The organism is Alsobacter sp. KACC 23698 (assembly GCF_045348435.1).
Taxonomy (GTDB): domain Bacteria; phylum Pseudomonadota; class Alphaproteobacteria; order Rhizobiales; family Beijerinckiaceae; genus Alsobacter.
This window is the reverse complement of the sequence record NZ_CP157484.1, coordinates 3692845-3716705: the sequence shown is the minus strand read 5'-3', so window position 1 is coordinate 3716705 and position 23861 is coordinate 3692845. Positions and strand designations below refer to the sequence as shown.

Sequence of the window (23861 nt, the reverse complement as noted above, 5' to 3'; positions counted from 1 at the left end):
CATACACGCGGCGGGCCTCGCCGGATGCGTGCGCGGGCGGTCGAGGCGAAAATAAATCGCGTCCCCGCTGCATCCGCGCGCCCGGCCCGCGTGTAGCCGCACCGCAAGGCCGACGGGATCGGCCGAGGGAGAACGGCGATGAAGACATCCATGATGGCGCTGGCGCTGGCCGGCGGACTGGCGACGGCGAGCGGCGCGCAGGCTCAGACGGTCGCGGCCCTGATGGGCGACAACATGCTGGCGATGGTCGACGCCAAGGCGATGAAGGCCGGCAAGGCGATGAAGATCTCCGGCGTGGACGGCACGGTGCTGGGCATCGACGTGCGCCCGGCCGACGGCATGCTCTACGGCCTGGTCTCCACCGGCGCGGTGGTGACGATCGATCCCGCCACCGGCAAGGCGACGATGAAATCCAAGCTCGACGCGATGCTCCCGGCGGGCGTGGCCGCCACGGTGGACTTCAACCCCGTGGCCGACCGCCTGCGCGTGATCGGCGCCGACGGCGCCAACCTGCGCGCCAATGTCGACGACGGCAAGGTGACGACCGACGGCAAGCTGAAATTCGCCGAGGCGGACATGCACAAGGGCGAGACGCCCAAGGTGGTGGCCGGCGCCTACACCAACGCCATGAAGGGCGCGAAGGAGACCACCCTCTACGACATCGACGCGACCATCGGCGGCTTGCTCAAGCAGGCCCCGCCCAATGACGGCGTGCTCGGCGCGGTCGGCAAGCTCGGCGTCAAGGGCGCGGCCTACGCGTTCGACATCGCGGCGGGCGAGGGCGGCTCCAACGAGGGCTGGCTGATGGCCGACGACACGCTGCACAAGGTGGACCTCGCCACCGGCAAGGCGACGCCGGTGGGCAAGATCTCGGGCCTCGGCGGCGCGGTGACCGACATCGCCGTCATGCCGGCGATGTAGGCGGGTTTCGACGACGGCGCGCGGCGGGCCTTGCGCCCGCCGCCGTCACGCCGGCCGGGGCGCGCCCGCCTGGCGCAACGGATGGGCCCGCGCGAAGGCCTCGTGCGCCTCGCAGCGCGCCATGATGGCGTCCACGGTGGGGATGTCGGGGACCTCGATCTTGAACACCCGCATCACCGCCACGATGCTGGCGAGGCAGATATCGGCCATGGTGACGCTGTCGCCGTGGCAATAGGCGCCCGTCTGGGCCTCGGCGCCGAGGCGCGCCTCCAGGGCCTGCAGGCCGGTGGAGAACCACTGGATCTGCCAGCGCCGCCAGGCCGCGTCGTCGAAGCCGCCCTGGGTGGTGAGATAGCGCCGGATGCGCGGCGTGATCAGCGGATGGGTGTCGGAGGTGAGCCCCGCCGCAATGGAGCGCACCCGCGCGCGTCCGACCGGATCGGCCGGCAGCAAGGCGGGCTGCGGATGGGTTTCGTCGAGATATTCCAGGATGGCCAGCGACTGCGTGATCGTCGGCCCGCCCGCCTGCACGAGCGCCGGGATGGCGCCCATCGGGTTCACCCGCAGGAAGTCCGCGCCGCGCTGCTCGCCGGCGTCGAGATCGACGTTGCGCTCGCGGGCCGAAAGCCCCTTCAGCGCCAGGGCGACGCGCACCCGGTAGGTGGCGGAGGATCGCCAGAAGGAGAATAGTTCGTAGGTCGGCTCGTCGGTCATGCGGCGCGTCTCCGGTGGGGCGCGGATCGTGGCATGGCGCGGGCGCCGACGAAACCGGAGAGTGGGGGACGCGGCCGCGCCTGCGATGGTCTCATTCGACCACGTCGTCGGCGCCGCTGATGATCGAGGGCGGGAAGGCGAGCCCCAGCTTCTCGGCCGCCTTCACGTTGACGAAGAGCTCCACCTTGGTGACGAGCTGGACCGGCAGGTCGGTCGGCTTGGCGCCGTTCAGGATCTGCCCCACATAGCCGCCGGCGCGCCGGTGGGACTGCGTGAAGTCGCCCCCATAGCTCATCAGGCCGCCCGCGAGCGGAAAGTCGCGCGATTGCGTCACCGCCGGCATGGCGTGGCGCACGGCCGAGGCGGCGAGCTGATCGCTGCGGAAGGCGAAATAGGGATCCGACGTGAAGACCAGCCCGCCGGCGCCGAGCTGGACCGCGGCGGCGAAGACGGCGTCGAACTCCTCCTCCCGGCTGGCGCTCAGGACGTGGACGCCCACGCCCAGCTTCTCGGCGGCCGCGTGCAGGTTGGCGACCTGCGAGGTCGCGGTGGGGCTGGTGGGGTTGACGGCGATCGCGAACCGGGAGGCGTTCGGGATCAGCTCGCGCATGAACTCCAGGCGCTTGCGGGAGACTTCCACGCTGAGGCTGGAGACGCCGGTGATGTTGCCGCCGGGCCGCCCCAGGCTGTCGACGATGCCGAGCTGGACGGGGTCGCCCCCCATCTCGAAGACGATCGTGACGGTCGAGGTCGCGGCCCGCGCCGCCAGCGCGACGGGCGCGCCCCCGGCGGCGACGATGACGGCGACCTTCCGGCTCGCCAGCTCGGCGGCGAGGGCGGGCAACCGGTCGTAGTCGCCCTCGGCCCAGCGGTAGTCGATGACGAAGTCGCGACCCTCCAGGAAGCCGCTCTCGGCGAGGCCCTTGCGGAAGGCCTGGAGGCGGCTGGCGAACAGCTTGGGCGATTCAGGGCACAGATAGCCGATGACCGGCATGGCCGCCGCCTGCGCCCGGGACGGAAGGGTGAGCGCCGCCGCGCCTCCGGCCAGGAGGAGGACGTCGCGCCGGTTCATGGTCTTGCGGCTCCGGCGCCGGGGTCAGAGGCGGTCCGGGCGCCAGCCCTGGCTTCGGCCGTCATCACCGTCATGTCCTCCGGTCGGCTGGATTGCGACGAGGCCGCCGCACGATACCCGAAGCGCCGGCTCACCGACAACCGGACGACGCATGCGCCCGCCCGGACGAGGTCAGCGGGCGGCAGGCTCGCCGATGGCGATCCGGAACACCGCGACCTCCTCGTCATAGCCCTTGATGGGCAGCGCGCCGAGCGCGCCGACGGCGTGCTTGCCGCGCACGGCGTCGGCGACCGCGGCGTCCATCAGGATCTCCCGGTCGGCGGCCGAGGCGCAGAGCCGGGCGGCCAGGTTCACGACCGCGCCGATCGCCGTGTAGTCCAGCCGGCTCTCATACCCGATCCGGCCCACCGTGGCGGCGCCCATGCACAGGCCCACGCCGAACCCGATCAGGTAGCCGCGGGCCCGCCAGCCGACGAGCAGCTCCTGGACGTCGCGCTGCATCTCCACCGCCAGGTCGGCGCCCTGGAGGGCGGGATCGTCCACCGGGACGGGCGCGTTGATGAGGACCATGAGGCCGTCGCCCGAGTAGCTGATGAGCGTCGCCGCGTGGCGGGTGATGACCTTGCCCAGCGTCTCGTAATATTCGGCCAGGACGCTCATCACCTCCTCGGGAGACGACCGCGCCGAGAAGGCCGTGAAGCCCCGCAGATCGCCGAAGACGACCACCACATTGGTGCGGCGCCCGTCGAGGACGCTGTCGTCGCCGGTCCGGTCCACCAGTTCGGCCACCTGCGGGGCGAGAAACCGCCGGAGCCGGGCGATGCGCTCCTCGCGCTCCCGCGAGACCGCGAGCTCGGCGGCCATGATGTTGAACCGGTCCGCCAGGCGCTCGAACTCGTCGCCGGACGTTATGGAGATGCGGTGCTCGAAATCGGCCGCCCCGATGCGCTCGGCGCCCTGTTCGAGAAGCCGGATCGGCTTGGTCATCCTGAGCGCCAGGACATAGGCGAGCAGGCCCGCGAAGCCCGCGCCGGCCAGGAGCAGGCCGGCCGTCCGGCGCAGCGCGTCATAGATGGGGCCGAAGGCTTCGGACAAGGGCTGTTCGACGACGACGGTCCAGTCCGGGCCCGCCACCGGGGCCGCCGCGGCCGCCACGGCCGCCCCCAGGGCGTCCCGGCCTGTCGCGAAGCCGGCGCCCGCGCGGCCCACGGCCGCCCGGATGGCGCGGAACGGCTCCAGCGTGACCTCGTCGGCCCCGCGCAGGACCAGGCTGATGTCCGGATGGGCGATGAGCCGGCCCGGGCTGTCCAGCACGAAGGCGAAGCCGGTCTCGCCGACCTTGATGGCCGAGATGACGTCCCAGATCAGCTTGAGGTTGACCTCCGCGACGACGACCCCGACGGACCGGCGGTTGCCCCCGATCGCCATCGCCAGATAGGGCTCGGAGCCCCGGTTGTAGCTGACGTCCCCGTACCAGATCCGGGCCGCGAAGGCGCCCTTGACGGCGGGCTCGGCGGAGAGGTCGTCGCGGCTCTCGGTCCGGTTCAAGCCGATGCGCGACACGTGGAGGCGCTCGCGTCCCGCGCCGTCGACGATGGTCAGGCTGACGACGGCCGGGGTCTGGCGCAGGAGGCGCAGCGCGTCGGTCCGCCGCCGGTCGTCGGGCTCGTCGCTCCACGGCAGCTGCACGAGCCACCCCAGCTGGCTGGCGAGGCCGTCCAGGAAGCCTTCGATCCTGGCCGCCGCCGACGTGGCCTGCAGGCCGAGAAGCTGGTCCAGCCGCGCCCTCTGGTCGCGATAGCCGAGCCAGGCCTCGCTTGCGCCGTTCACCGTCAGGGGAATGACGACGGCCGCAAACAGCACGACCAGGTATTTTCGAAAGAGGCCGCGTTGGGGTCGCCACTTCATGAGGACCGGCTCGCGTGAGCGACTTCAACTCGACCATCCGGGCGCCGCCGCCGAAAGCCCGTCGGCCGGCGCGCCGACGTTTCGAGGCGCTCGCGCGCGCGACCTGAGGCGCGGGACAAGACGGTGTGACGGCAGAGTAGCACGAGTTTCGACCGGGATCGAAGCCGGGCCGCCTCGAGCCGGGAGGGCCACGGCTGTGACGCGCGGCACATCGCGGGCCCGGCGTCTCCGTCAGGCTCTCCTCGTCAAGGGAGGGTCACATGACCAAAACGCTTCGTCTTTGTTTCGGCGTCTTGAGTTACGCATTCTTCCTGCTCGTGTTCCTGTACGCTGTCGGGTTCACGGGCGGCTTTGGGGTTCCCAAGGGCATCGACGACGGCCCGGCCGAGCTGTCGGTCGCCAGCGTCGGCGTCGACCTCGCCCTGCTGACGCTGTTTGCGATGCAACACAGCGTGATGGCGCGGCCCGCCTTCAAGCGCTGGTTCACGCGGTTCGTCCCGTCGACCATCGAGAGGAGCGTGTTCGTTCTCCTCGCCAGCTCGGCGCTGGCGCTGCTGTTCTGGGGATGGCGCCCCCTTCCGGGCGTGGCCTGGGAGGCCCATGGGTTGACGGCGGACGCCCTGCGCGCGGGCTTCTGGCTCGGCTGGGGGATCGTGCTCGCGAGCACCTTCATGATCAGCCATTTCGAGCTTTTCGGCCTGCGCCAGGTCTTCGCCGGCTGGACGGGGCGGCCCATGGCCCAGGCGGCGTTCAGGACGCCCTACCTGTATCGCTGGGTCCGGCACCCGATCTATCTCGGCTTCATCGTCGCGTTCTGGTCGGCGCCGGTGATGACGACGGGACACCTGATGTTCGCGGCCGTGTGCACGGCCTACATCCTGGTGGGCATCCAGCTGGAGGAGCGCGATCTGCTGGCGTATTTCGGCAAGGCCTACGCGGATTACCGCCGGCGGGTCTCCATGCTGGTCCCGATGCCGTCGCTGGGCTCAGCGCGCCGGTCGGACGGGCCTGAGGTCCAGGGGCTCGGACCGGCCGCGCCCTCGACCGAGGGGTGAGGAGACCGCCGCGTCTCCGGAGGCCGGGGCGGCTGCGCCTCGGCCTTTTTCGCGTCAGCGCGAGCGCGGGTCGAGCGCGTCGCGCAGGCCGTCGCCGAGGAGGTTGAAGGAGAGCACGGTGGCGAAGATCGCGATGCCCGGCCACAGCGCCATCCAGGGCGCGTTGCCGAGGAAGCGCTGGGCGGAGTTCAGCATGGAGCCCCAGGACGGCGCGGGCGGCTGCAGGCCGAGCCCGAGGAAGCTCATGCTGGCCTCCGCGATGATGGCGGACGCGATCGTGAGGGTCGCCTGCACCATGAGCTGCGGCAGGATGTTGGGCAGGATGTGCCGCACCGCGATGCGCCATTGCGGATTGCCGACCGCGCTGGCGGCCTCGACATAGTCCTCCGCCTTCACGGACAGCACCTGCCCGCGCGTGAGCCGGATGAAGAGCGGCATCGCGGTGATGCCGATCGCCAGCATGGCGTTGAACAGGCTGGGGCCGAAGAACGCCGCGAACGCGATGGCGAGGATCAGGAACGGGCAGGCCAGCATGGCGTCCGTGAAGCGGCTGATCAGCCCGTCCACGAGGCCGCCCAGGAAGCCGGCCGCCAGCCCGAGCGGCACGCCGATCGCCATCGCGATGCCGACGGAGGTGAGCCCCGCCATCAGGGACGCGCGCGCGCCCCAGATAATGCGCGACAGCATGTCCCGGCCCGCCTCGTCGGTGCCGAGCCAATGGGCGGCCGAGGGCGCCTTGCGCACCGCCGTCCAGCTCTGCGCGATGGGATCGTAGGGCGCGAGCAGCGGCGCGAACAGGGCGACCACCACCATCAGGAGCACCACCGCGAGGCCGACCAGCGCGCTCTTGCGACGCGACAGCCGGCGCCAGAACCGGCTTTGGAACAGCCCCGACGCGGGCGCGGCCGGGAGGGTCTGGGAGATCGCCACCGTCAGCTCCTCAGTCGCGGGTTGACCAGGATGTAGCCAATGTCGGCCAGCAGGTTCAGGGTGATGTAGAACAGCGACGTGACGAGCACGACGCCCTGCACCACCGGGTAGTCGCGCGTGAACACCGCGTCGACGATCAGCTTGCCGAAACCCGGGATGGTGAAGATCTGCTCGGTCAGCACCGCGCCCGAAAGAAGCGCGCCGAACTCCAGCGCGCCCAGCGTGATGATCGGCGTCAGCGCGTTGCGCATGGCGTGCTTGATCACCACCACCCATTCGCTGAGGCCCTTGGCGCGGGCGGTGCGGACGTAGTCGCTCTCCAGCGCCTGCAGCATGGCGCTGCGGGTGTGGCGCATGATGACGCCCGCGATGGCTGTGCCGAGCACGAAAGCCGGCATGATCGTGGTGGCGAGGTTCATGCGCCAGTCCTCCCACAGGCTCACGAAGCCCGAGGCCGGCAGCCAGTTGAGGTGCACGGAGAAGAACAGGATCAGCATGATGCCGAGCCAGAAGTTCGGCACCGAGATCCCGGCCAGCGACACGATGTTGGCCGCGTAGTCCACGGGCGTGTTCTGCCGCAGCGCCGAGATCACCCCGCCCGCGATGCCCAGCACGAGCGCCACGATGATGCCCATCACGGCGAGCTGCAGCGTCACGGGCAGCTTCAGCAGGATGAGGTCGAGCACAGGGCGGTTGTGGCGCATGGATTCGCCGAGGTCGCCCGTAAGCACGCCCTTCACCCAGTACAGGTACTGGACCACGATCGGCTGATCGAGGTGGTACTGCGCCCGGATGGCGGCGAGCGTCGCCTCGTCGGGGTTCTCGCCCGCGAGCACGAGCGCCGGGTCGCCCGGCAGCATGTGCTGCAGCGAGAAGATGATCAGCGACAGGATCACGATGGTGGGGACCAGCTGCAAGAGCCGGCGCAGGAGCAGCGAGGACATGGTTCAGCTTCCCGCCGCTCGGGCGGCGGAGCGCGCCGCCATGGATTCAAAGGCCCCGAACAGGGCCTCGAGCTTGGGATTGCGCGGCTCGCGGATGCGCGCCGCCTCGTCTTGCGGCGGCAGCTCGCGCCAGAACGCGCAGGCGTTGGCGTGACCGCCGGGCTCGACGTCGAGGCTCATGTCCACGGTCTGGCAGGCCGGGCGAGCATGCGGGCAACGGGTGTGGAGGCGGCAGCCGGGCGGCGGCGCCAGCGGGCTCGGCAGGTCGCCCTGCAGGGCGGCGACGCGCCGGCGTTGCTGGCTCGGCGGCGCCGCCACGGTGATCGCCGACAGCAGCGCCCGCGTATAGGGATGGCGAGGCGCGCCGAAGATCTCGCTCGCGGTTCCGATCTCGACGATCTTGCCGAGATACATCACGGCGACCCGGTCGGCGATGTGCTTCACGACGCCGAGGTCGTGCGAGATGAACACATAGGCGAGGCCGAGCCGCTTCTGCAGATCCTTGAGCAGGTTGAGAACCTGCGCCTGGATCGAGACGTCCAGCGCCGACACGGCCTCGTCGCAGATGATGGCGTCGGGCTCCGGGGCGAGCGCCCGAGCGATCACCACGCGCTGGCGCTGGCCGCCCGAGAACTCGTGCGGGTAGCGGTTGGCGAGCTCCGGCCGCAGGCCCACCATCTCCAGCAGCTCGGCGACCCGTTTCGGGCGCTGCCCGGCGGGCACGACGTTTTGCAGCATCAGCGGCTCGGCGATGGCCTGCCCGATGGTCATGCGCGGATTCAGCGACGCGTAGGGGTCCTGGAAGATCAGCTGCACGTGCCGCCGTTGCTCGCGCATTTGCGCGTGGTTCATGGTCGTGACGTTGCGGCCGGCGATGAACACCTCGCCGGCGCTGGGCTCGATGAGCCGCATCATCAGCCGGCCCAGCGTGGACTTGCCGCAGCCGGATTCGCCCACGATCGCGAGCGTCTCGCCCGGCATCAGCGCCAGCGACACGCCGTCGACGGCGCCCAGCCGGGCCAGCGGCCGGCCAAAGACGCTGCGCTTCACCACGAAGCTCTTGCCGATGTCGCGGACTTCGATGATCGGCCCGGGGGCCGCCTGGAGGGGAGCGTTCACGGAACCAGGGTCTCCAGCGGCGCGCGCCAGCAGCGGCTGAAATGGCCGGGCGTGACTTCGGTGAGGGAGGGCGTCTCGGCGCAGCGCTCGATGCGGAACGGGCAGCGCGGCTGGAAGCGGCAGCCGGACGGCGGATGCGCCATGTCGGGCACCGTGCCGGTGATGGCGACCAGGCGGTCGCGCTTCTCGTCGAGCCGCGGCAGCGAGCCCAGCAGGCCGACCGTGTAGGGATGCTGCGGGAAGGTGAAGAGGTCCTCCACCGAGCACTGCTCCACCACCTGCCCGGCATACATGACGATCACGTCGTCGCTGGCTTCCGCCACCACGCCGAGGTCGTGCGTGATCAGGATGATGGCCGCGCCGGTCTTGCCCTGGAGCTCGCGCATCAGGTCCAGCACCTGCGCCTGGATGGTGACGTCCAACGCCGTGGTCGGCTCGTCGGCGATCAGCAGCTCCGGGTCGCAGGCGAGCGCCATGGCGATCATCACGCGCTGGCGCATGCCGCCGGACAGGTTGTGCGGATATTGCGCGTAGCGCGCCTCGGGCGACGGAATGCGCACGAGGCGCAGCATCGCGATCCCGTGGTCGGTCGCCTGCGCCTTGGTGAAGGGGCGGTGGCGCAGGATGACTTCGTTGATCTGCTCGCCGATCGTGTAGGACGGGTTCAGCGAGGTCATCGGCTCCTGGAAGATCATCGCGATCCGGTCGCCGCGCAGGTCGCGCATGGCGCTCTTCGGCTCGGCGAGGAGTTCTCGGCCCCCGAACGCGACGGAGCCGGCGATCCGGGCCGTGTGTTCCGGCAGGAGGCGCATGACGGCGAGAGACGTGACGCTCTTGCCGCTGCCGGACTCGCCCACGATGGCGAGCGTGCGGCCCTTCTTCACCGTGAAGCTGACGCCGTCCACGGCCGTGACGGTGCGCCCGTCGGACGTGAACGTCACGCGCAGGTCGCGGACGTCCAGCACCGTCGGGGCGTCCCCGTCGGCCCGCGGGGCGCGGGTCGGCGAGGTCTCGGGCGAGGCGGTGGAAATGCTCATTGGCCTCAGTTCGCGCGCTTCACGCCGGAAAGGCGGATGATGCCGTCCGGGGCCGGCTTCATGCCGGTGATCTTGGCGTTGTGGGCGAAGATCCACTGCGAGTGGTAGAGATACACGATCGGCAGGTCCTTCTGCAGGATCGCATTCGCCTTGTCGTACTCGACCTTGCGGGTCGCAGCGTCGCCGATGGAGCGCGCCTTGGTGAGGATCCCGTCGAGATCCTTGTTGCAGTATTTCGCGTCGTTGCCGGACGCGCCGCAGGCCAGCATCGGGGTGATGTTGAGGTCGGGGTCGACGCGCCCGCTCCAGCCCACGAGATGCGCCTCGAACTTGCCCTGCCGGGCGATGTCGAGCAGCGTCATCAGCTCGGTCGGCTTGATCGTCATCGTGATGCCGACCTCGGCCACCATGGCCTGAACGAGCTGGGCGACCTGCTGGCGCTCGGCGTCGGTAGGCACCAGCAACTCGAGGTTGACCGTTTTCACGCCGGCCTCGGCCATCTTTTTCTTGGCGGCCGCGACGTCGCGCGGCGGCACGGGGAACTTCTTGTCGTAGTACGGGCTCGTCGGCGGGAACGGCTGGTTGCCGATGCTGGCCTGCCCGTCGAACACCACGTTGCTGATGGCCTCGCGGTCGATCGCCAGGCTGAAGGCCTGGCGGACCAGCTCCTTCTTGCCGGCGTCGAGATCCGCGCCCTCGCCGTTGATGTCGAACGTGATGCCGTAATAGCCGAGGCCCACCACGGGCACGACCGTGAAGCCCTTGTCGGCCTTCACGGCCTTCACGTCGGTGGCCGCCATGCGCTCGATCAGGTCGAGCTGGCCGGACCGCAGGTTCAGCAGGCGGACGTTGGAGTCCGGCATGCCGCGATAGATCAGCCGGTCGAAGCTGAACTTGTCGGCCGCGTAGTACTGCGGAAACTTGTCCAGCACGATGCGGTCCTGGGTGACGCGCTCCACGAACTTGTAGGGGCCGGAGCAGACCGGCGCGTCGGTGAACTTCTCGCCCAGCGCCTCGCCCGCCTTGGGGCTGATCATCATGCCGGCGCGGTCGCTCAGCGCCGCCAGCAGCGGCACGGAGGGCTCCTTCAGGTTGATCTTCACGGTGAGCGGATCGACCACGTCGACCGACGAGATGGCGCTGATCTCGGCCTTGCGGCGGGAGATCTTGATGGTGAGCTCGCGGTCGAGATTGTACTTGATGGCCGCTGCGTCAACCTTGGTGCCGTCGTGGAACACGGCGTCGGGCCGCAGCTTCAGGGTGAGCGCCGTGCTGTCGGCGTTCCACTCCCAGCTTGCCGCCAGCATAGGGATGATCTGGCCGTTCTCGTCGATGTCGACGATCTTGTCGCACAGCGACTGCAGCACGTGCCGGCCGACGAAGCTCCAGTTGGACACCGGGTCCAGCGTGTCGGGATCGTCCTGAAGGCCGATGCGCAGGGTGTTCTGCGCGGCGGCCGGAGCCATGGCGGCCGCAAAGCCGCCCAGCGCCAGCGTGGCGGCAAGCGCGAGATGCATCGGTTTCATCAGGATCCCTCTCCGGATTGTGGGTGTTGTCTGGTTGTTCATCGCGCGACCGCGTAGCCTTGCACGCCGCGCGGGTTCGCGCCGGCTTTCACGAGCTGCACGTCACCGTCCATCTCGCGCGCCACGGCGGCGAGCCGGCCCTCGGACCAGGGGTCGTTCAGCGTGATCGCATGGCCGCGCCGGGCGAGATCGTTCTGCACGGCCTCCGGGTAGCGGGATTCCAGCGTCAGCGAGCCGAGGCTCACCTCGCGCGGCCAGAACGAACTCGGCAGGTGGTCGGTGTGGAACGAGGGGGCGTCGATCGCCTCCTGCAGGTTCATGCCGTGGTGAATGTGGCGCAGCAGCATGATGAGCTGCCACTGGTCCTGCTGGTCGCCGCCCGGCGTGCCGAAGGCCATGTAGGGCTTGCCGTCGCAGAAGGCCGTGGAGGGCGTCAGCGTGGTGCGCGGGCGCGTGGACGGCTTCAGGGAGGAGTTGAGCCCCTCCTCCAGCCAGAACATCTGCCCGCGCGTGGTGAGGCTGAAGCCCAGCCCCGGGATCACCGGGCTCGACTGGAACCAGCCGCCCGAGGGCGTCGCCGACACCATGTTGCCCCAGCGGTCCACGGCGCTCACCTGCACGGTGTCGCCGCGCTGCGCGCCCTCGGGCGTCAGGGCGGCCTCGCCCTGGCGGTCGATCGCGGGCGCGACCTGCCGGGCGACCGTGGGTTCGCCGCCGCCGAGGCCGGGCTGCGGGATGGTCCCGACCGGCCGCAGGGGCGGCAGGATCGGGGCGCGGCCGTCGGGCGAGCCGGGGCGGAACTCCATCGAAGCTTCTGCGCCGATCAGCGCGCGGCGCTGGTCCGCATAGGCGGACGACAGAAGGGCGTCGAGCGGCACGTCGGGGCTGTCGCCGTACCAGCATTCCCGGTCCGCCATGGCGAGCTTGGCGGTTTCGGCCAGGAGATGCACGAAGTCCGGGCCGTTGGGGTCGAGCCGGTCGACATCCGCCCCTTTCAGGATCTGCAGCATCTGCAGCAGCACCGGGCCTTGCGACCAGGCTCCGCACTTGAAGATCTCGTAGTCGCCATAAGCGACCGATACGGGTTTCTCGACCTGCGGCGTGTAATCCGCCATGTCCTGCGCGGTGATCAGGCCCTTGTGCCGGCGGCCGGAGACGTCCCAGACGTCCTGCGTGGCGCAGAACTGCTCGATCCGCTCGGCGATCGGGCCGCGATACCAGAAGTCCAGCGCCGCCTGGATGCGCGCCTCGCGGCTGCTGGCGCCGCGGGTCTGCTCCAGGATCTCGCCATACATGGCGGCGATGTGCGGGTTGCGGAACAGCCGCCCGGCCTGCGGGGCGACTCCGCCCGGCAGGTAGATCTCGGCCGAGCTCGGCCAATGCGTGGTGAAGAGCTCGCGCATCTGCGCGATCGTGTTGGCGATGCGCGGCACCAGCGGGTGGCCGGTGCGGGCGTAGGAGATCGCCGGCGCGAGCACGTCCTCGAGGTCGGCGGTCCCGTAGTCGCGCAGCAGCGTCAGCCATGCGCCGAACGCGCCCGGGATGCAGGCCGGCAGGAGGCCGGTGCCCGGAACGATGTCGAGCCCGAGCGACCGGAAATGCGCCACGGTGGCGGCGGCCGGGGAGGGGCCCTGGCCGCAGATCACCACGGGCGCGGCGGCGCCGGCCGGCGTCACGATGATGGGGACTTCGCCGCCCGGCCCGTTCAGGTGCGGCTCCACGACCTGCAGCACGAACCCGGCCGCCACGGCCGCGTCAAAGGCCGTGTGGCCCATCTCGAGGATCGCCATGCCGACCGTGGCGGCGAGCCAGTGGGTGGACGAAACGGCCCCGAAGGTGCCCCGCAGTTCCGGTCGCGTCGTGAACGTCATCGCACTTCCAGGTTGTTGGCCGCGGCGAAGGCGCGCGCGACGCCATGCGTATTTCAACGGAGGCGGTCGAGGTCAATGGCTTTGGCTCGATCTCGTCCCAGCATCGCGCGGAGCCGGTCAGCGCCGCGCGCAGGGCGTGTGGACCGCCGGCGTGTCGCCGGGCCATCATCGCCCCGGGCCGCCGCCTCCGGCGCCCGGAACAGCCATGAGCCCCCGATGACCCAAGCCGAAGACGACAAGGACGCCATCCGCGCCGTGATCGCCGCCATGCAGGACGCCTGGAACCGGGGCGACCTGCGCGGCTACATGGAAGGCTTCGCCAACCCGGACGTCATCTTCGTCTCGCGCGGCCGAATCCAGAAGGACTGGCAGGGCACGCTGGACCACTACATCGCGGATTATGGCGGCTCGCCCGGCTCGCAGGGCCGGCTCGCCTTCTCGAACATCCGCATCGAACTGCTGGCGCCCGACGCCGCCCAGCTGATCAGCGACTACGCGCTGGTGCGCCCGGCCGGCAACCAGACCGGCGTCAACACGCGCCTGATGCGCAAGCGCGACGGCCGTTGGGTGATCGCCCTCAACCACGTCTCGCAGATCGAGGGCCGGTAGCGGCGGGATCCACGCCTCCACATCGCAGGGCGGGCCGACAGTTTCGGGCCGCGCCGGCGAAACGCGCTGGACATCGACCAACTAGTTAGTCAATTTACAGCCAAGCCGAACGGGGGACCCGTCGCCAAGACGTGGCCGCTGCGCAGCCTTCGAACAAAAACAGGGAGGAGACAGACATGACGAGCATGAACGCCGTGCGCAATGCGGCCCTGGCCGTGGGAGCGCTGATCGGTCTGATCGGCGCCGCCGCGACGCCGTCCGTCGCGCAAACCATCGACAAGGCCAAGCAGGCCGGGGTGATCCGGATCGGCGTGATGGGCGAGCAGGCCCCCTGGGGCTCCTTCGACTCGTCGGGCCAGAATATCGGCTACGACGTCGACGTGGCCAAGCTCATCGGCGAGGAGCTCGGCGTCAAGGTCGAGTTCGTCCCGAACGTGGTTTCGGCCCGCATCCCCAACCTGCTGACCGGCAAGGTCGACCTGCAGATGGCCGTGATGGGCATGTATCCGGACCGCGCCAAGGCCGTGCAGTTCTCCAAGCCCTACGCCGGCCTGAAGATCATCCTTCTCGCCAGCAAGAAGCTCAAGATCGAGAAGATCGAGGACGCCCGCAACCTGCGCATCGGCGTGCCGCGCGGCGCCGCCCAGGACAAGGCGATCACGACGGCGCTGGGCGACATTCCCAACATCCGGCGCTTCGACGACGACAGTTCCAACATGCAGGCCCTGGTGTCCGGGCAGGTCGACGCCATCGGCGGCAACACCACCTACAAGATCAACCTCGACAAGGCCGCCCCGGGCAACGACTTCGAGCAGAAGGTGGTCTTCAACGAGCAGTGGATGGGCATCTGCAGCGTGCTCGGCGACGAGAAGACCAATGCCTGGCTGAACAGCTTCGTGGACAAGATCGTGGCCGACGGCCGGCTCGAGGCGATCAACAAGAAGTGGCTGAACGCGTCGGCGCCCGAGTTCCCGAAGACGCTGGAAGGCGTGCCCTTCACGGTCAAGAAGTAACGCGTCCCTCCCTTCAGAGAGGCTCGACGTCAGGCGACGCGGCGGTCTTGCCCGCCGCGTCCCGCGCTCTCCCCCGGAACACGCACGATGCCCAGGATCTTCATTCTCAACGGCCCCAATCTCAACCTGCTGGGGGAGCGCGAGCCTGAGATCTACGGGTCGACGACGCTCGACGAGATACGGTCCTGGTGCGAGGCCGACGCGAGGGAGCTCGGCCTGGAGATCGACTTTCGCCAGTCCAATTTCGAAGGCGAGATCATCGAGGCGATCCACGCCGCCCGGAAGCAGGCGGCCGGCATCATCATCAATCCGGCGGGCTACACCTTCACGTCCATCGCGATCCTGGACGCGCTGAAGATGTTCGACGGCCCGAAGATCGAACTGCACCTGTCCAACGTGCACAAGCGCGAGGACATCTACCATAAGTCGCTCGTGTCCCGGACGGCGACGGCCGTGATGGCCGGCTTCGGCGCCCTCGGCTATCGGCTCGCCCTGCGCGCCATGGCGGAGATGACGCGATGAAGCGGCTCGCGCTGGTCGGCGCCGGCCTGATCGGACGGGAGCACGCCGCTCTGATCGCCGCCCATCCGGGCGCGTCCCTGGAGGCGATCTGCGACCCGTCCCCCGAAGCCGCCGAATTCGCCCGGCGCATGGGCGCGCCATTCCATGCCGACCTCCAGTCCATGTTGGACGCGACGAGGCCGGACGGCGTCATCGTGGCGCTGCCAAACCAGTTGCACGAGCCCGTCGCGCTCGCCTGCATCGAGCGCGGGCTTCCCTGTCTCGTCGAAAAGCCCGTCGCCGACACGATCGAGGCGGCCTTCGCCATCGTGCAGGCGTCCGAGCGGACCGGCGTTCCGGTGCTGGTCGGCCACCAGCGCCGGCACAGCCCCGACATCCGGGCGGCCAAGTCGACGATCGACGAGGGGGCGCTCGGGCCACTGGTGGCCGTCAACGGCATGACGCTCTTCGACAAGCCGGACGGCTATTTCGTCGACTGGCGCCGCAAGGCGGGCGGCGGCGTGCTGCTGATCAACCTGATCCACGACATCGACGTCCTGCGCTGGCTCGTGGGCGAGATCGAGAGCGTGCGCGCCTTCACGTCGTCGGCGGTGCGCGGCTTTGAGGTGGAGGACACGGCCAGCCTCGCCATCCGTTTCGAGAACGGGGCGCTCGGGACCTTCGTGATCTCGGATGCGGCGGTCAGCCCCTGGGCCTGGGAGTACACGTCGGGCCAGGCGCTCTATCACCCGACCCAGCCGGGCGCCTGCCTGTTCCTGGCCGGCCGCAAGGCGTCGCTTTCGGTGTCCGACCTCTATCTGTGGCGTCACGACAAGCCGGACGGAGACTGGCAGGACCCGCTGCTGCGCGAGCACCGGGCGCCCGAGCGCTCGCGGACCTATGTGAACCAACTCGACCACTTCCTCGACGTGATCGGCGGCGACGCCGCCCCGCTCACCTCGGCGCGGGACGGGATGCTGACGTTGGCCGCCACCCTGGCGGTGGCCCGGGCCGGGCGGGAGAACCGCTCGGTCACGGTGGCCGAGATGCTGGCCGAGGCCGGGGCCCTTTCCTGATGCGCCAGTGGTCGCTGTCGTTCCTGACGTGCCTCGGCGCCGCGCCGGAAGACGCGGCGCGGGCGGCGGCGGAGGCCGGGTACGACTTCGTGGGCCTGCGTCTCGCGCCGGCCTCGCCGGGCGGCGTCGCCTTCCCGCTGATGGACCAGCCCACGCGGGTGCGCGACCTGCGCAGGCTGATGGCGGATCGCGGGATCGGCGTCTTCGACGTCGAGATGATCCGCCTGGGACCCGATTTCGACGTCGAAGGCCACCTGCGGCTGCTGGAGTGCTCCGCCGACCTAGGCGCCCGGGTCGTGCTGGTGGCCGGGGACGACCCGGACGAGAGCCGCCTGACGGCCTCCTACGCGCAGCTCTGCGCGGCGGCGGCGCCCTTCGGCCTCTGCATGGACCTGGAGTTCATGCCGCAATCGGAGCTTGGCGACCTCGCCGCCGCGCGGCGGGTGCTGGAGGCCGCCGACCAGCCCAACCAGGGCGTGATCGTCGACGCGCTGCATGTGTCGCGCTCGCGGACGCCGGTCGCCGACGTCGCGGCCCTGCCGCCGGCGTGGCTCCATTACGCCCAGATCTGCGACGGCCCGGCCGACATTCCGTCGTCCCGGGAGGCGCTGAACCATGCGGCGCGGCATGCGCGTCTGATGCCCGGCGACGGCGGCATCGACCTTGCGCCCATCTTCGCCGCCCTCCCGGCGGACCTTCCGATCGCCGTCGAGGTCCCCAACGACGCGCAGTCGGCCGGCTGGTCGGCGGCGGACTGGGCCAGGCGCGGACTGGCGTCGGCCAAGGCGGCGCTGGGCGAGCCGAAACCCCAGGACAGGCCGGAAATGTCGGCTAGACTGGACGCCGGCGCCGGGCGGTCGCAGGGGACGGGGGCAGGATCGTGAAGCTCGATTTCAGCGTGGTGTTCGACGCATGGCCGGCGATCCTGTCGGGCGCGCTCGGCACCATGTATCTGGCTTTATCGGGCATGACGCTCGCCCTCGTCATCGGCGTGCTCGGCGTCGCGGTGCTGCGGTCCCAGAAGGCGTTCCCGTCCCTGCTGGTGAACGCCTTCATCGAGGTGATCCGCAACACGCCCTTCCTGGTGCAGATCTTCTTCGTCTATTTCGCCCTGCCGCTGGCGGGCATCCGGTTCAGCCCGACAGTGACCGCCATCGTGGCGCTGGGGCTGAACGGCGGCGCCTACGCCATCGAGATCATCCGCGGCGGCGTGGAGAGCATCTCGAAAGGGCAGACGGAGGCGGGCCTGGCGCTCGGCCTTCACAAGCACGAGGTGTTCTGGTTCATCGTGCTTCGGCCGGCGCTGCGGGCCATTTATCCCTCGCTCTCCAGCCAGTTCATCCTGCTCACGCTGACGACCGCGATCTGCACCTCGATCTCCGCCTATGAGCTGACCTATGTGGGACAGCGGATCGAGGCGGAGACCTTCCGCAGCTTCGAGGTCTATTTCACCCTCACCTTCGTCTATCTGCTGATCTCGCTCGTCACGATGTGGCTCCTGTCCGGCATCGGGCGCTGGGCCTTCAGCTATCCCCAGCGCTAGGGCGGCCGCTCCATGGACTTCCAGCACGTCACCTATCTGCTGCAAGGGCTGGGCTGGACCCTCCTGTTGGCCGCCATGGGTTTTGCGGGCGGCATCCCGTTCGGCGTCCTGATCGCGCTGATGCGGGTGTCGCCATCGCCCTGGCTGCGCCTGCCGGCGATCGCCTGGATCGGGCTCTTCCAGGGCACGCCGCTGCTGATGCAGCTCTTCGTGGCCTATTTCGGCCTGCCGCTGCTCGGCTTCAATTTGCCGGCCTGGGCGGCCGTCGGCATCGCGCTGACGGCGCACGCCTCCGCCTTCCTGGGCGAGATCTGGCGCGGCGCGATCCAGGCCGTGCCTGGCGGGCAGACCGAGGCCGCCCAGGCGCTCGGTCTGCACGAGACGAGCCGCATGGTCGACGTGATCATGCCCCAGGCCTTCAAGCTGTCGCTGCCGGCCACCGTGGGCTTCAGCGTGCAGCTCCTGAAAGGCACGTCGCTGGCCGCGATCGTCGGCTTCATCGAGCTCACGCGCTCGGGCTCGATCGTGTCCAACCAGATCTACAAGCCCATCCTGGTCTTCGGCGTGGTCGGGGCGATGTATTTCGCCCTGTGCTGGCCGCTGTCGCTGTGGGGCCGGGCGCTCGAGCGCCGCATGTCGGCCGCGACGGCCAAGTGAGCATCAAGGAGTGACGACCATGACCCCCGCCGATGCCGTCGCGTCCACGCGCAGCGCCGCGCCGATGATCGAGATGCGCAAGGTCGACAAGTGGTACGGGACGTTCCAGGCCCTGAAGAGCGTCGACCTCACCGTCACGCAGGGCGAGAAGATCGTGCTGTGCGGGCCATCCGGATCCGGCAAGTCGACGCTGATCCGCTGCATCAACCATCTGGAGCCGGTGCAGAAGGGCGAGATCATCGTCAGCGGTCACCGGCTCAGCGACAGCCAGGCGGCCGTGGACGCCGTGCGGCGCGAGGTCGGCATGGTGTTCCAGCAGTTCAACCTGTTCCCGCACAAGACCGTGATGGAGAACTGCATCCTCGCGCCGATGCGGGTGCGCAAGCTCTCGCGTCCCGAAGCCGAGAAGATCGCGCAGAAATATCTGGAGCGGGTCCGCATCGGCGACCAGGCGCAGAAATACCCGGCGCAGCTCTCCGGCGGCCAGCAGCAGCGCGTCGCGATCGCGCGGGCGCTGTGCATGGAGCCGAAGGCCATGCTGTTCGACGAGCCGACCTCGGCGCTCGATCCCGAGATGGTCAAGGAGGTTCTCGACACCATGGTGTCGCTCGCCCGCGACGGCATGACGATGATCTGCGTCACCCACGAGATGGGCTTCGCCCGCCAGGTCGCCGACCGCGTCATCTTCATGGCCGATGGCGAGATCGTGGAGGAGAACGACCCGGAGAGCTTCTTCAAGGCGCCGCAGCACAAGCGCACGCGGGCCTTCCTGGGCGAGATCCTGCGGCACCACTAGAGCATGCTGCGAAAAGGGGGACTCCGGCTTTTCGCTGAAAGCATGCGACCACCACACAACCGAGAGCCTGCTGCGTTTCCTTTGGAACGCAGCAGGCTCTCGGCGCCGCAGGCCGGGGAGTGCGCCGTTTCAGGCGCCCACGTCGATGTTCGTGATCACGTGCTGCGTCCGGTAGAGCGTGGTCAGCGGCTCGCAGCCGAGCTCGTTTCGGACGCGCTCCACCACGGACGCGGCGGCGGCCTGCGTCGGGCTCAGGTCGAAGCCTTCCAGCAAGAGCGCGAACTCGACGGTGACGTCGCGGTCGCCCCGGCTCTCGCGGAACGTCTTCTCGGCGGTGGGCTGCTGGCCGAGCTGCGGGTCCCCTTCCAGCGCGTGGGCGCCGAGGACGCCGTTTTGGGCCATCACGCCGTCGATCCAGTCTCCCTGCGACCAGGCGCGCAGCTTCGCGCGGTCCACCTGGCGCAGCTGGAGAGTGGCCAGCCAGCCCCCGGCGCCATGCCCCCGGGTGGCGACCACGCGGCAGATCGTGCGCGAGGGCGCGATATAGGCCGACAGGATGCGGCGGGTCCAAGGCGTCGGATCGTTGAGGCGCGCGAGGTACGGGGCCGAAATAAAGATGTCGGCGTCCACCGCCTCGTACATCATGAAATATTTCAGCGCCGCGGGCGTCCCGTCCACGGCGACGCCGCGGCGGCCGCGGCGAAAGCCCGGCACGGCCAGGCGCTCGGGCATGTGCTCGCGGCTGTGCCACATGTTGTAGTCGTCTTCCTGCTCGGCGACGACGCCGCCCCAGTTCACCAGGGCGCCCTGGCCCATCAGTCCGCTCATCGTTGACGTCCCTGCTTAGAGTCCTGAAGTCGTGGAAGCCGCCCGGTCGCGGGCGCAGGCGAGGCTGCTCAGTAAGTCGCGCGGCCGCCAGAGATGTCGAAAACGGCTCCGGTGGAGAACGAGCAGGCCGGAGAGGCCAACCATTCCACCATCGCGGCGACCTCGTCAGGCTGGCCGAGGCGCCCCATCGGGATCTTGGAGATGACGAATTGCGTGAACTCCGGCGTCATCTGCCGCAGGAGTTCCGTCTCGATGGCGGCCGGCGTGACGCAATTCACCCGGATGCTGGTCTGCGCCAGCTCCTTGCCGAGCGACTTGGTGAGCGCGATCACGCCCGCCTTGGAGGCCGAATAGGCGGAGGCGTTGGCGTTGCCCTCCTTGCCGGCGATGGAGGCGAGGTTGACGATCCGGCCGTTCTCGCCCTTGAGCATGAAGGGCGTGACCGCGCGGCAGCACAGGAAGGTCCCGTCGAGATTGATCGCCATCACGCGCCGCCATTCCTCGAAGGAGTAGTCGGCCAGGAGCCTGTTGGGGCCGGTGATCCCGGCCGAGTTGACGAGGACGTCGATCGCGCCGAGGTCGTCCATCACGGCGCGGGCCGCCTGATCCACCGAGTCCTGCCGCGTGACGTCGACGACCGCCGCACGCGCACCCGGCAGGGAGGTCGCCACCCTGTTCACGGCGTCGGGGTCGATGTCCCACAGGACGACCGTGTCGCCTTGGGCGGCCAGGCGGCGGGCGATGGCGTAGCCGAGCCCGCCGGCGCCGCCAGTGATGACCGCGATCCGCGGCCGGGCGGAGCCCGCCGCGCTGAGCCGATCCGTCATGAGCGTTTTCTCCTGTACTCGTTCTTGCGAAGCCTCACACGGGCCAGCCGCGCGCCTGCAGGGCGGCCCGGGCGCGGACGAGCTGCGCCACCGGGTCCGGCGCGATGATCTCGGCGACGACCGGCCCCGCGAAGCTGAGCCGGGCCAGGGCGCCGCGCGCGGCGTCGAAGTCGACGGCGCCCGTCCCGATGGGGTCATGGCGCCACTGGCCTGCGGGCGTATCGGAGACATGGACCATAGCGAGGAACGGCTCCAGCGCGGCGAGCGCGGCGTCGGGGGCCTCGCCGATCGCGACGCCGTTCGCGAGGTCGTAGAGCGCGTCGACGCGCCCATGGCCCTCGCGGGCCAGGAAGGCCGCGATCGAGGCGGCGTCGGGCAGCAGGGTCTGCGGATGGTTCTCGATCAGCAGCCGGACGCCGGAGCGCTCCGCCAGCGGGACCAGCCGCTCCAGGGCGCCGCGGAAGACGTCGAGAAGCCGGTCGTCGCGCGGGGGCAGCAGCATGTGCCGGCGACCGGGCAGCACCACGACCCAGCGCGCGCCGATCTCGCCCGCCATGCGCAGGGCGGCTGCGTAGCTCTCGATGGTGAAGTCGACGAGGTCGGGCGACGTGCTGGCCAGGTTGACGTCGTTGCTGGGGAGATCGAGCGCCAGCGCCTCGCCATGCGCGGCCTCCAGGGCGCGCCGGATCGTCCGCGCCGCGTCCGGCGAGGCCCGCCGCGGATCGAGATGCGGGGCCATGGCGATGAACTCGAAGCGGGTGAAGCCCTGCTCGGCCAGCGCCCCCACGGCAGCGGCGGCGTCCATGTCCCAGACGCAGCCGAAGGTGTGCGCCCCGAGGCCGCCCTTGGCCATGTCAGGCGCCCTGCCCGGGCCGGGCCGCGGCGAGGACGCGCGCGGTCGCCCGATAGACCAGCGTCGCGCGCTCGAACGGGTCCGCGTCCGGCATGGACCGGCCAAGCGGAACCTCCGCGTCGATCGGACGATCCGGCCCGACCACGTCGAGGATGGCCCTCAGCGGGAGCCCTCCCTCGCCCGGGGGCAGGCGCTGCTCGCGCGCCTCCGTCGCCAGGTCGGCGGCGGCAGGCGGGATCGGGGGCGCGTCGCAGAGCTGGACGCAGCCGATGAGCCTGGGCTCGATCGCCGCGAGGGCGGCCGGGCCGCCGCCCGAGCGCATCAGGTGCAGCGCGTCGACCGCGATGGCGGCGTTGTGGGCGCCCGAGCGCAGGATCGTGTCGCGGGCCTGCTCCAGCGTCTTGAGCGCGCGGAACGGCATGAACTCCAGGTCCACGGTGAGGCCGAACGCGGCGGCGGCTTCGCACAGCTCGGCGAAGCGGTCGGCCACGACCGCGAGGTCCTCGTCGTCGCCCGAGCAGAGCACGCGGGTCGCCCCGATGGCGGCGCCGGCCTCCAGCATGGGGCGCACCGCATCGATGACGGTGTCGCGAAACAGGCTGACCTGCTCGACGCCGACCACGCGCACGCCGGTCGCCGCGATCGCCTCGCGGGTCTCGCGCAGCAAAGCGGGGTTCCGGTCCATCGGGTGCTCGACCCCTCCCGGGACCGCCGCCCGGGTCCTGATGCCGACGGAGCCGAAGCCGGCCGCGCCCGCCGTCCGCATGAAGGCCGGCGGCGAGAGATCGAGAAATCCGAGCGGCGCGAGGCCGATGGCGTGAGGCTGCATGGAATCAGGGTCCTGCTTGTCGGGGCGGCGCCTCGAGGCCCGCCCGGGTCCATCCGCGGCCTTCGTCGCCGAAGCCGACATGCCCGTCGGGCGTGATCGCCACGGTGTCCTCGATCTTGATGAAGCCGCGGCGGGGATGCTGCAGGGTCGTCTCGATGGAGAGGATCATCCCGGCCTCGAGCGGCAGGTCGGCGTCGTCCGCCGGATAGGAGATCGGACCCTGGGCGGTGAGCCTGGGCGCCTCGTGGCTCACCAGGCCCATGCCGTGCGCCACGAAGGTCGTGGATGCGGCGGAGGGCAGGGCGGCGAGGGCGGCCTGGGCGAAGGAGAACACGTCGCCGCCGCGAACGCCGGGCGCCAGGGGCTTTCGCGCCGCATCCTGCACGGTCCGCACCTCGCCCAGCAGGTCCTCCAGTTCGGCGTCGGCCTCCCCGAACACCGCCATGCGGCAGAGGTCGCCGATATAGCCGTCGAGATTGCCGCCCGAGTCGAGAGACATGATGTCTCCGTCCCGGCAGACCTGGTCGGACGGGGCGCGGTTGAGGCTCGTTCCTAGCGTGATCAGCGCATAGTCGAACAGGAGGCCGCGCGCCTCCTCCTCACGCCTGAGAGCGCGCTCGATGGCGCGCTTGGAGGTTCCCGGACGGGTCGACCGCATGACGGCCTGCATGGCGGCGACCACCCGTTCGGACGCCTCCCGCAGGCGGTCCAACTCCGCGTCGCTCTTCACGGCCCGCAGCCGCTCCAGCGGCCGGTTCGCGTCGACGAGGCCATGGGCCGGGAAGGCGTCCCGCAGCGCCTGCCCGGCGAGCCAGGGCAGGAAATGCGTCTCGACGCCGATCCGGCCGCCTGGGCCGCCGATGGCGCGGATGTGGTCGATCGCCAGCGCCACTGCGTCAGCGACGCCGGACGCCGCAGGGCGCACCGTCGCGGGCCACAGCGCGCGGCCCTCCAGGGCGCGGTTTTGCAGGGAGTCCTTCTCGTTGCGGAAGGCGATGTAGGCGGCCTCGTCCGGCCGCCCTTTCGGGTAGACCAGCAGCGGCAGGTAGCGGCTGACGCCGATCGCCTCGGCGGCTTCGAAGAAGTGGTGCCTGTGCCCGCCCAGCAGATAGGCCAGGTTGTGCCGGGAGCTGGAGATGAGAATGTCGACGCCGGCCTGCTCCAGGCGGTCGTCGAGCGCGGCGAACGAGAAGGGGAGGTCCGGCGCGGGGCTGGTCTGGATCATGGCCATG

The 23861-nt window shown here is 70.1% G+C and carries 24 protein-coding genes; 10 read left to right on the top strand and 14 right to left on the bottom strand.

The annotated features are described in order from the left end of the window. The first annotated feature begins 138 nt into the window (after positions 1–138). On the top strand, positions 139–921 hold the full coding sequence (locus ABEG18_RS17715) for a DUF4394 domain-containing protein (RefSeq protein ID WP_406854367.1): 783 nt from the start codon (positions 139–141) through the stop codon (positions 919–921). Between the two features lie 45 nt (positions 922–966). Here ABEG18_RS17715 and maiA read toward each other — a convergent pair whose 3' ends face one another. From maiA to ABEG18_RS17700, 3 genes are all read right to left on the bottom strand, one after another. Beyond that, positions 967–1635 (bottom strand): maleylacetoacetate isomerase, encoded by a 669-nt coding sequence (gene maiA / locus ABEG18_RS17710; protein WP_406854366.1) that lies wholly within the window; start codon positions 1633–1635, stop codon positions 967–969. A 91-nt stretch (positions 1636–1726) separates the two neighbouring features. Continuing rightward, positions 1727–2707, bottom strand: a complete 981-nt coding sequence (locus tag ABEG18_RS17705; protein ID WP_406854365.1) for an ABC transporter substrate-binding protein — start codon at positions 2705–2707, stop codon at positions 1727–1729. 171 nt (positions 2708–2878) lie between these two features. Then, positions 2879–4615 (bottom strand): cache domain-containing protein, encoded by a 1737-nt coding sequence (locus ABEG18_RS17700; RefSeq protein WP_406854364.1) that lies wholly within the window; start codon positions 4613–4615, stop codon positions 2879–2881. A 260-nt stretch (positions 4616–4875) separates the two neighbouring features. Between ABEG18_RS17700 and mddA the strand changes: the two genes are divergently transcribed. Then, positions 4876–5670, top strand: a complete 795-nt coding sequence (mddA, locus tag ABEG18_RS17695) for a methanethiol S-methyltransferase (RefSeq protein ID WP_406854363.1) — start codon at positions 4876–4878, stop codon at positions 5668–5670. A 54-nt stretch (positions 5671–5724) separates the two neighbouring features. On the opposite strand, the gene ABEG18_RS17690 is transcribed toward mddA, so the two are convergent. From ABEG18_RS17690 to ABEG18_RS17665, 6 genes are read right to left on the bottom strand one after another with little or no spacing between them, the layout of a single operon-like run. Beyond that, entirely contained in the window at positions 5725–6594 is an 870-nt protein-coding gene (locus ABEG18_RS17690; protein ID WP_406858637.1) for an ABC transporter permease, read from the bottom strand. Positions 6595–6602: 8 nt separating this feature from the next. Further along, entirely contained in the window at positions 6603–7544 is a 942-nt protein-coding gene (locus ABEG18_RS17685; RefSeq protein WP_406854362.1) for an ABC transporter permease, read from the bottom strand. A 3-nt stretch (positions 7545–7547) separates the two neighbouring features. Then, the gene (locus tag ABEG18_RS17680; RefSeq protein ID WP_406854361.1) at positions 7548–8663 is read right to left on the bottom strand and encodes an ABC transporter ATP-binding protein; all 1116 of its coding nucleotides are present in this window, start codon (positions 8661–8663) and stop codon (positions 7548–7550) included. Further along, on the bottom strand, positions 8660–9700 hold the full coding sequence (locus tag ABEG18_RS17675) for an ABC transporter ATP-binding protein (protein WP_406854360.1): 1041 nt from the start codon (positions 9698–9700) through the stop codon (positions 8660–8662). Before ABEG18_RS17675 ends, ABEG18_RS17680 begins: the two co-directional genes overlap by 4 nt. Positions 9701–9705: 5 nt before the next feature. After that, the gene (locus ABEG18_RS17670) at positions 9706–11226 is read right to left on the bottom strand and encodes an ABC transporter substrate-binding protein (RefSeq protein WP_406854359.1); all 1521 of its coding nucleotides are present in this window, start codon (positions 11224–11226) and stop codon (positions 9706–9708) included. Positions 11227–11264: 38 nt separating this feature from the next. Next, positions 11265–13097, bottom strand: coding sequence for a gamma-glutamyltransferase family protein (locus ABEG18_RS17665; RefSeq protein ID WP_406854358.1), 1833 nt, complete (start codon positions 13095–13097; stop codon positions 11265–11267). Between the two features lie 216 nt (positions 13098–13313). Between ABEG18_RS17665 and ABEG18_RS17660 the strand changes: the two genes are divergently transcribed. From ABEG18_RS17660 to ABEG18_RS17625, 8 genes are all read left to right on the top strand, one after another. Further along, the gene (locus tag ABEG18_RS17660; RefSeq protein WP_406854357.1) at positions 13314–13706 is read left to right on the top strand and encodes a YybH family protein; all 393 of its coding nucleotides are present in this window, start codon (positions 13314–13316) and stop codon (positions 13704–13706) included. A 176-nt stretch (positions 13707–13882) separates the two neighbouring features. Further along, entirely contained in the window at positions 13883–14719 is an 837-nt protein-coding gene (locus ABEG18_RS17655; protein WP_406854356.1) for a transporter substrate-binding domain-containing protein, read from the top strand. An 87-nt stretch (positions 14720–14806) separates the two neighbouring features. Next, complete coding sequence (gene aroQ / locus ABEG18_RS17650) at positions 14807–15241, top strand: type II 3-dehydroquinate dehydratase (RefSeq protein WP_406854355.1); 435 nt, start codon at positions 14807–14809, stop codon at positions 15239–15241. Continuing rightward, positions 15238–16296 carry a Gfo/Idh/MocA family protein gene (locus ABEG18_RS17645; RefSeq protein ID WP_406854354.1) on the top strand — a complete coding sequence of 353 codons (1059 nt, stop codon included), beginning with the start codon at positions 15238–15240 and terminating at the stop codon, positions 16294–16296. The genes aroQ and ABEG18_RS17645 overlap by 4 nt, the downstream gene beginning before the upstream one ends. Then, a complete protein-coding gene (locus ABEG18_RS17640) occupies positions 16296–17180 on the top strand; it encodes a sugar phosphate isomerase/epimerase family protein (protein ID WP_406854353.1) in 885 nt (294 codons plus the stop codon). Before ABEG18_RS17645 ends, ABEG18_RS17640 begins: the two co-directional genes overlap by 1 nt. Then, on the top strand, positions 17177–17839 hold the full coding sequence (locus tag ABEG18_RS17635) for an amino acid ABC transporter permease (protein ID WP_406854352.1): 663 nt from the start codon (positions 17177–17179) through the stop codon (positions 17837–17839). The genes ABEG18_RS17640 and ABEG18_RS17635 overlap by 4 nt, the downstream gene beginning before the upstream one ends. 12 nt (positions 17840–17851) lie before the next feature. Beyond that, entirely contained in the window at positions 17852–18496 is a 645-nt protein-coding gene (locus tag ABEG18_RS17630) for an amino acid ABC transporter permease (RefSeq protein ID WP_406854351.1), read from the top strand. Between the two features lie 64 nt (positions 18497–18560). Next, entirely contained in the window at positions 18561–19292 is a 732-nt protein-coding gene (locus ABEG18_RS17625) for an amino acid ABC transporter ATP-binding protein (RefSeq protein WP_406858636.1), read from the top strand. A gap of 129 nt (positions 19293–19421) precedes the next feature. On the opposite strand, the gene ABEG18_RS17620 is transcribed toward ABEG18_RS17625, so the two are convergent. The 5 genes from ABEG18_RS17620 to ABEG18_RS17600 all read right to left on the bottom strand — a co-directional run bounded on the left by ABEG18_RS17620 (position 19422) and on the right by ABEG18_RS17600 (position 23854). After that, positions 19422–20120, bottom strand: coding sequence for a hypothetical protein (locus ABEG18_RS17620; protein ID WP_406854350.1), 699 nt, complete (start codon positions 20118–20120; stop codon positions 19422–19424). 68 nt (positions 20121–20188) lie between these two features. Further along, positions 20189–20947: an SDR family NAD(P)-dependent oxidoreductase gene (locus ABEG18_RS17615; RefSeq protein WP_406854349.1), complete on the bottom strand. Its 759-nt coding sequence runs from the start codon at positions 20945–20947 to the stop codon at positions 20189–20191. Positions 20948–20981: 34 nt separating this feature from the next. After that, the gene (locus ABEG18_RS17610; protein ID WP_406854348.1) at positions 20982–21800 is read right to left on the bottom strand and encodes a sugar phosphate isomerase/epimerase family protein; all 819 of its coding nucleotides are present in this window, start codon (positions 21798–21800) and stop codon (positions 20982–20984) included. Between the two features lies 1 nt (position 21801). Then, positions 21802–22629, bottom strand: a complete 828-nt coding sequence (locus ABEG18_RS17605; protein ID WP_406854347.1) for a sugar phosphate isomerase/epimerase family protein — start codon at positions 22627–22629, stop codon at positions 21802–21804. Positions 22630–22633: 4 nt separating this feature from the next. Then, positions 22634–23854: a M24 family metallopeptidase gene (locus tag ABEG18_RS17600; protein WP_406854346.1), complete on the bottom strand. Its 1221-nt coding sequence runs from the start codon at positions 23852–23854 to the stop codon at positions 22634–22636. Positions 23855–23861 lie beyond the last annotated feature (7 nt).

Coding starts and splice junctions, on each gene's coding strand:
- ABEG18_RS17625 (WP_406858636.1), top strand. CDS start 18,561: ATGATCGAGATGCGCAAGGTCGACAAGTGGTACGGGACGTTCCAGGCC.
- ABEG18_RS17665 (WP_406854358.1), bottom strand. CDS start 13,097: ATGACGTTCACGACGCGACCGGAACTGCGGGGCACCTTCGGGGCCGTT.
- ABEG18_RS17615 (WP_406854349.1), bottom strand. CDS start 20,947: ATGACGGATCGGCTCAGCGCGGCGGGCTCCGCCCGGCCGCGGATCGCG.
- ABEG18_RS17700 (WP_406854364.1), bottom strand. CDS start 4,615: ATGAAGTGGCGACCCCAACGCGGCCTCTTTCGAAAATACCTGGTCGTG.
- ABEG18_RS17610 (WP_406854348.1), bottom strand. CDS start 21,800: ATGGCCAAGGGCGGCCTCGGGGCGCACACCTTCGGCTGCGTCTGGGAC.
- mddA (WP_406854363.1), top strand. CDS start 4,876: ATGACCAAAACGCTTCGTCTTTGTTTCGGCGTCTTGAGTTACGCATTC.
- ABEG18_RS17620 (WP_406854350.1), bottom strand. CDS start 20,120: ATGAGCGGACTGATGGGCCAGGGCGCCCTGGTGAACTGGGGCGGCGTC.
- maiA (WP_406854366.1), bottom strand. CDS start 1,635: ATGACCGACGAGCCGACCTACGAACTATTCTCCTTCTGGCGATCCTCC.
- ABEG18_RS17645 (WP_406854354.1), top strand. CDS start 15,238: ATGAAGCGGCTCGCGCTGGTCGGCGCCGGCCTGATCGGACGGGAGCAC.
- ABEG18_RS17640 (WP_406854353.1), top strand. CDS start 16,296: ATGCGCCAGTGGTCGCTGTCGTTCCTGACGTGCCTCGGCGCCGCGCCG.
- ABEG18_RS17605 (WP_406854347.1), bottom strand. CDS start 22,629: ATGCAGCCTCACGCCATCGGCCTCGCGCCGCTCGGATTTCTCGATCTC.
- ABEG18_RS17705 (WP_406854365.1), bottom strand. CDS start 2,707: ATGAACCGGCGCGACGTCCTCCTCCTGGCCGGAGGCGCGGCGGCGCTC.
- ABEG18_RS17600 (WP_406854346.1), bottom strand. CDS start 23,854: ATGATCCAGACCAGCCCCGCGCCGGACCTCCCCTTCTCGTTCGCCGCG.
- ABEG18_RS17670 (WP_406854359.1), bottom strand. CDS start 11,226: ATGAAACCGATGCATCTCGCGCTTGCCGCCACGCTGGCGCTGGGCGGC.
- ABEG18_RS17675 (WP_406854360.1), bottom strand. CDS start 9,700: ATGAGCATTTCCACCGCCTCGCCCGAGACCTCGCCGACCCGCGCCCCG.
- ABEG18_RS17715 (WP_406854367.1), top strand. CDS start 139: ATGAAGACATCCATGATGGCGCTGGCGCTGGCCGGCGGACTGGCGACG.
- ABEG18_RS17660 (WP_406854357.1), top strand. CDS start 13,314: ATGACCCAAGCCGAAGACGACAAGGACGCCATCCGCGCCGTGATCGCC.
- ABEG18_RS17630 (WP_406854351.1), top strand. CDS start 17,852: ATGGACTTCCAGCACGTCACCTATCTGCTGCAAGGGCTGGGCTGGACC.
- ABEG18_RS17685 (WP_406854362.1), bottom strand. CDS start 7,544: ATGTCCTCGCTGCTCCTGCGCCGGCTCTTGCAGCTGGTCCCCACCATC.
- ABEG18_RS17655 (WP_406854356.1), top strand. CDS start 13,883: ATGACGAGCATGAACGCCGTGCGCAATGCGGCCCTGGCCGTGGGAGCG.
- aroQ (WP_406854355.1), top strand. CDS start 14,807: ATGCCCAGGATCTTCATTCTCAACGGCCCCAATCTCAACCTGCTGGGG.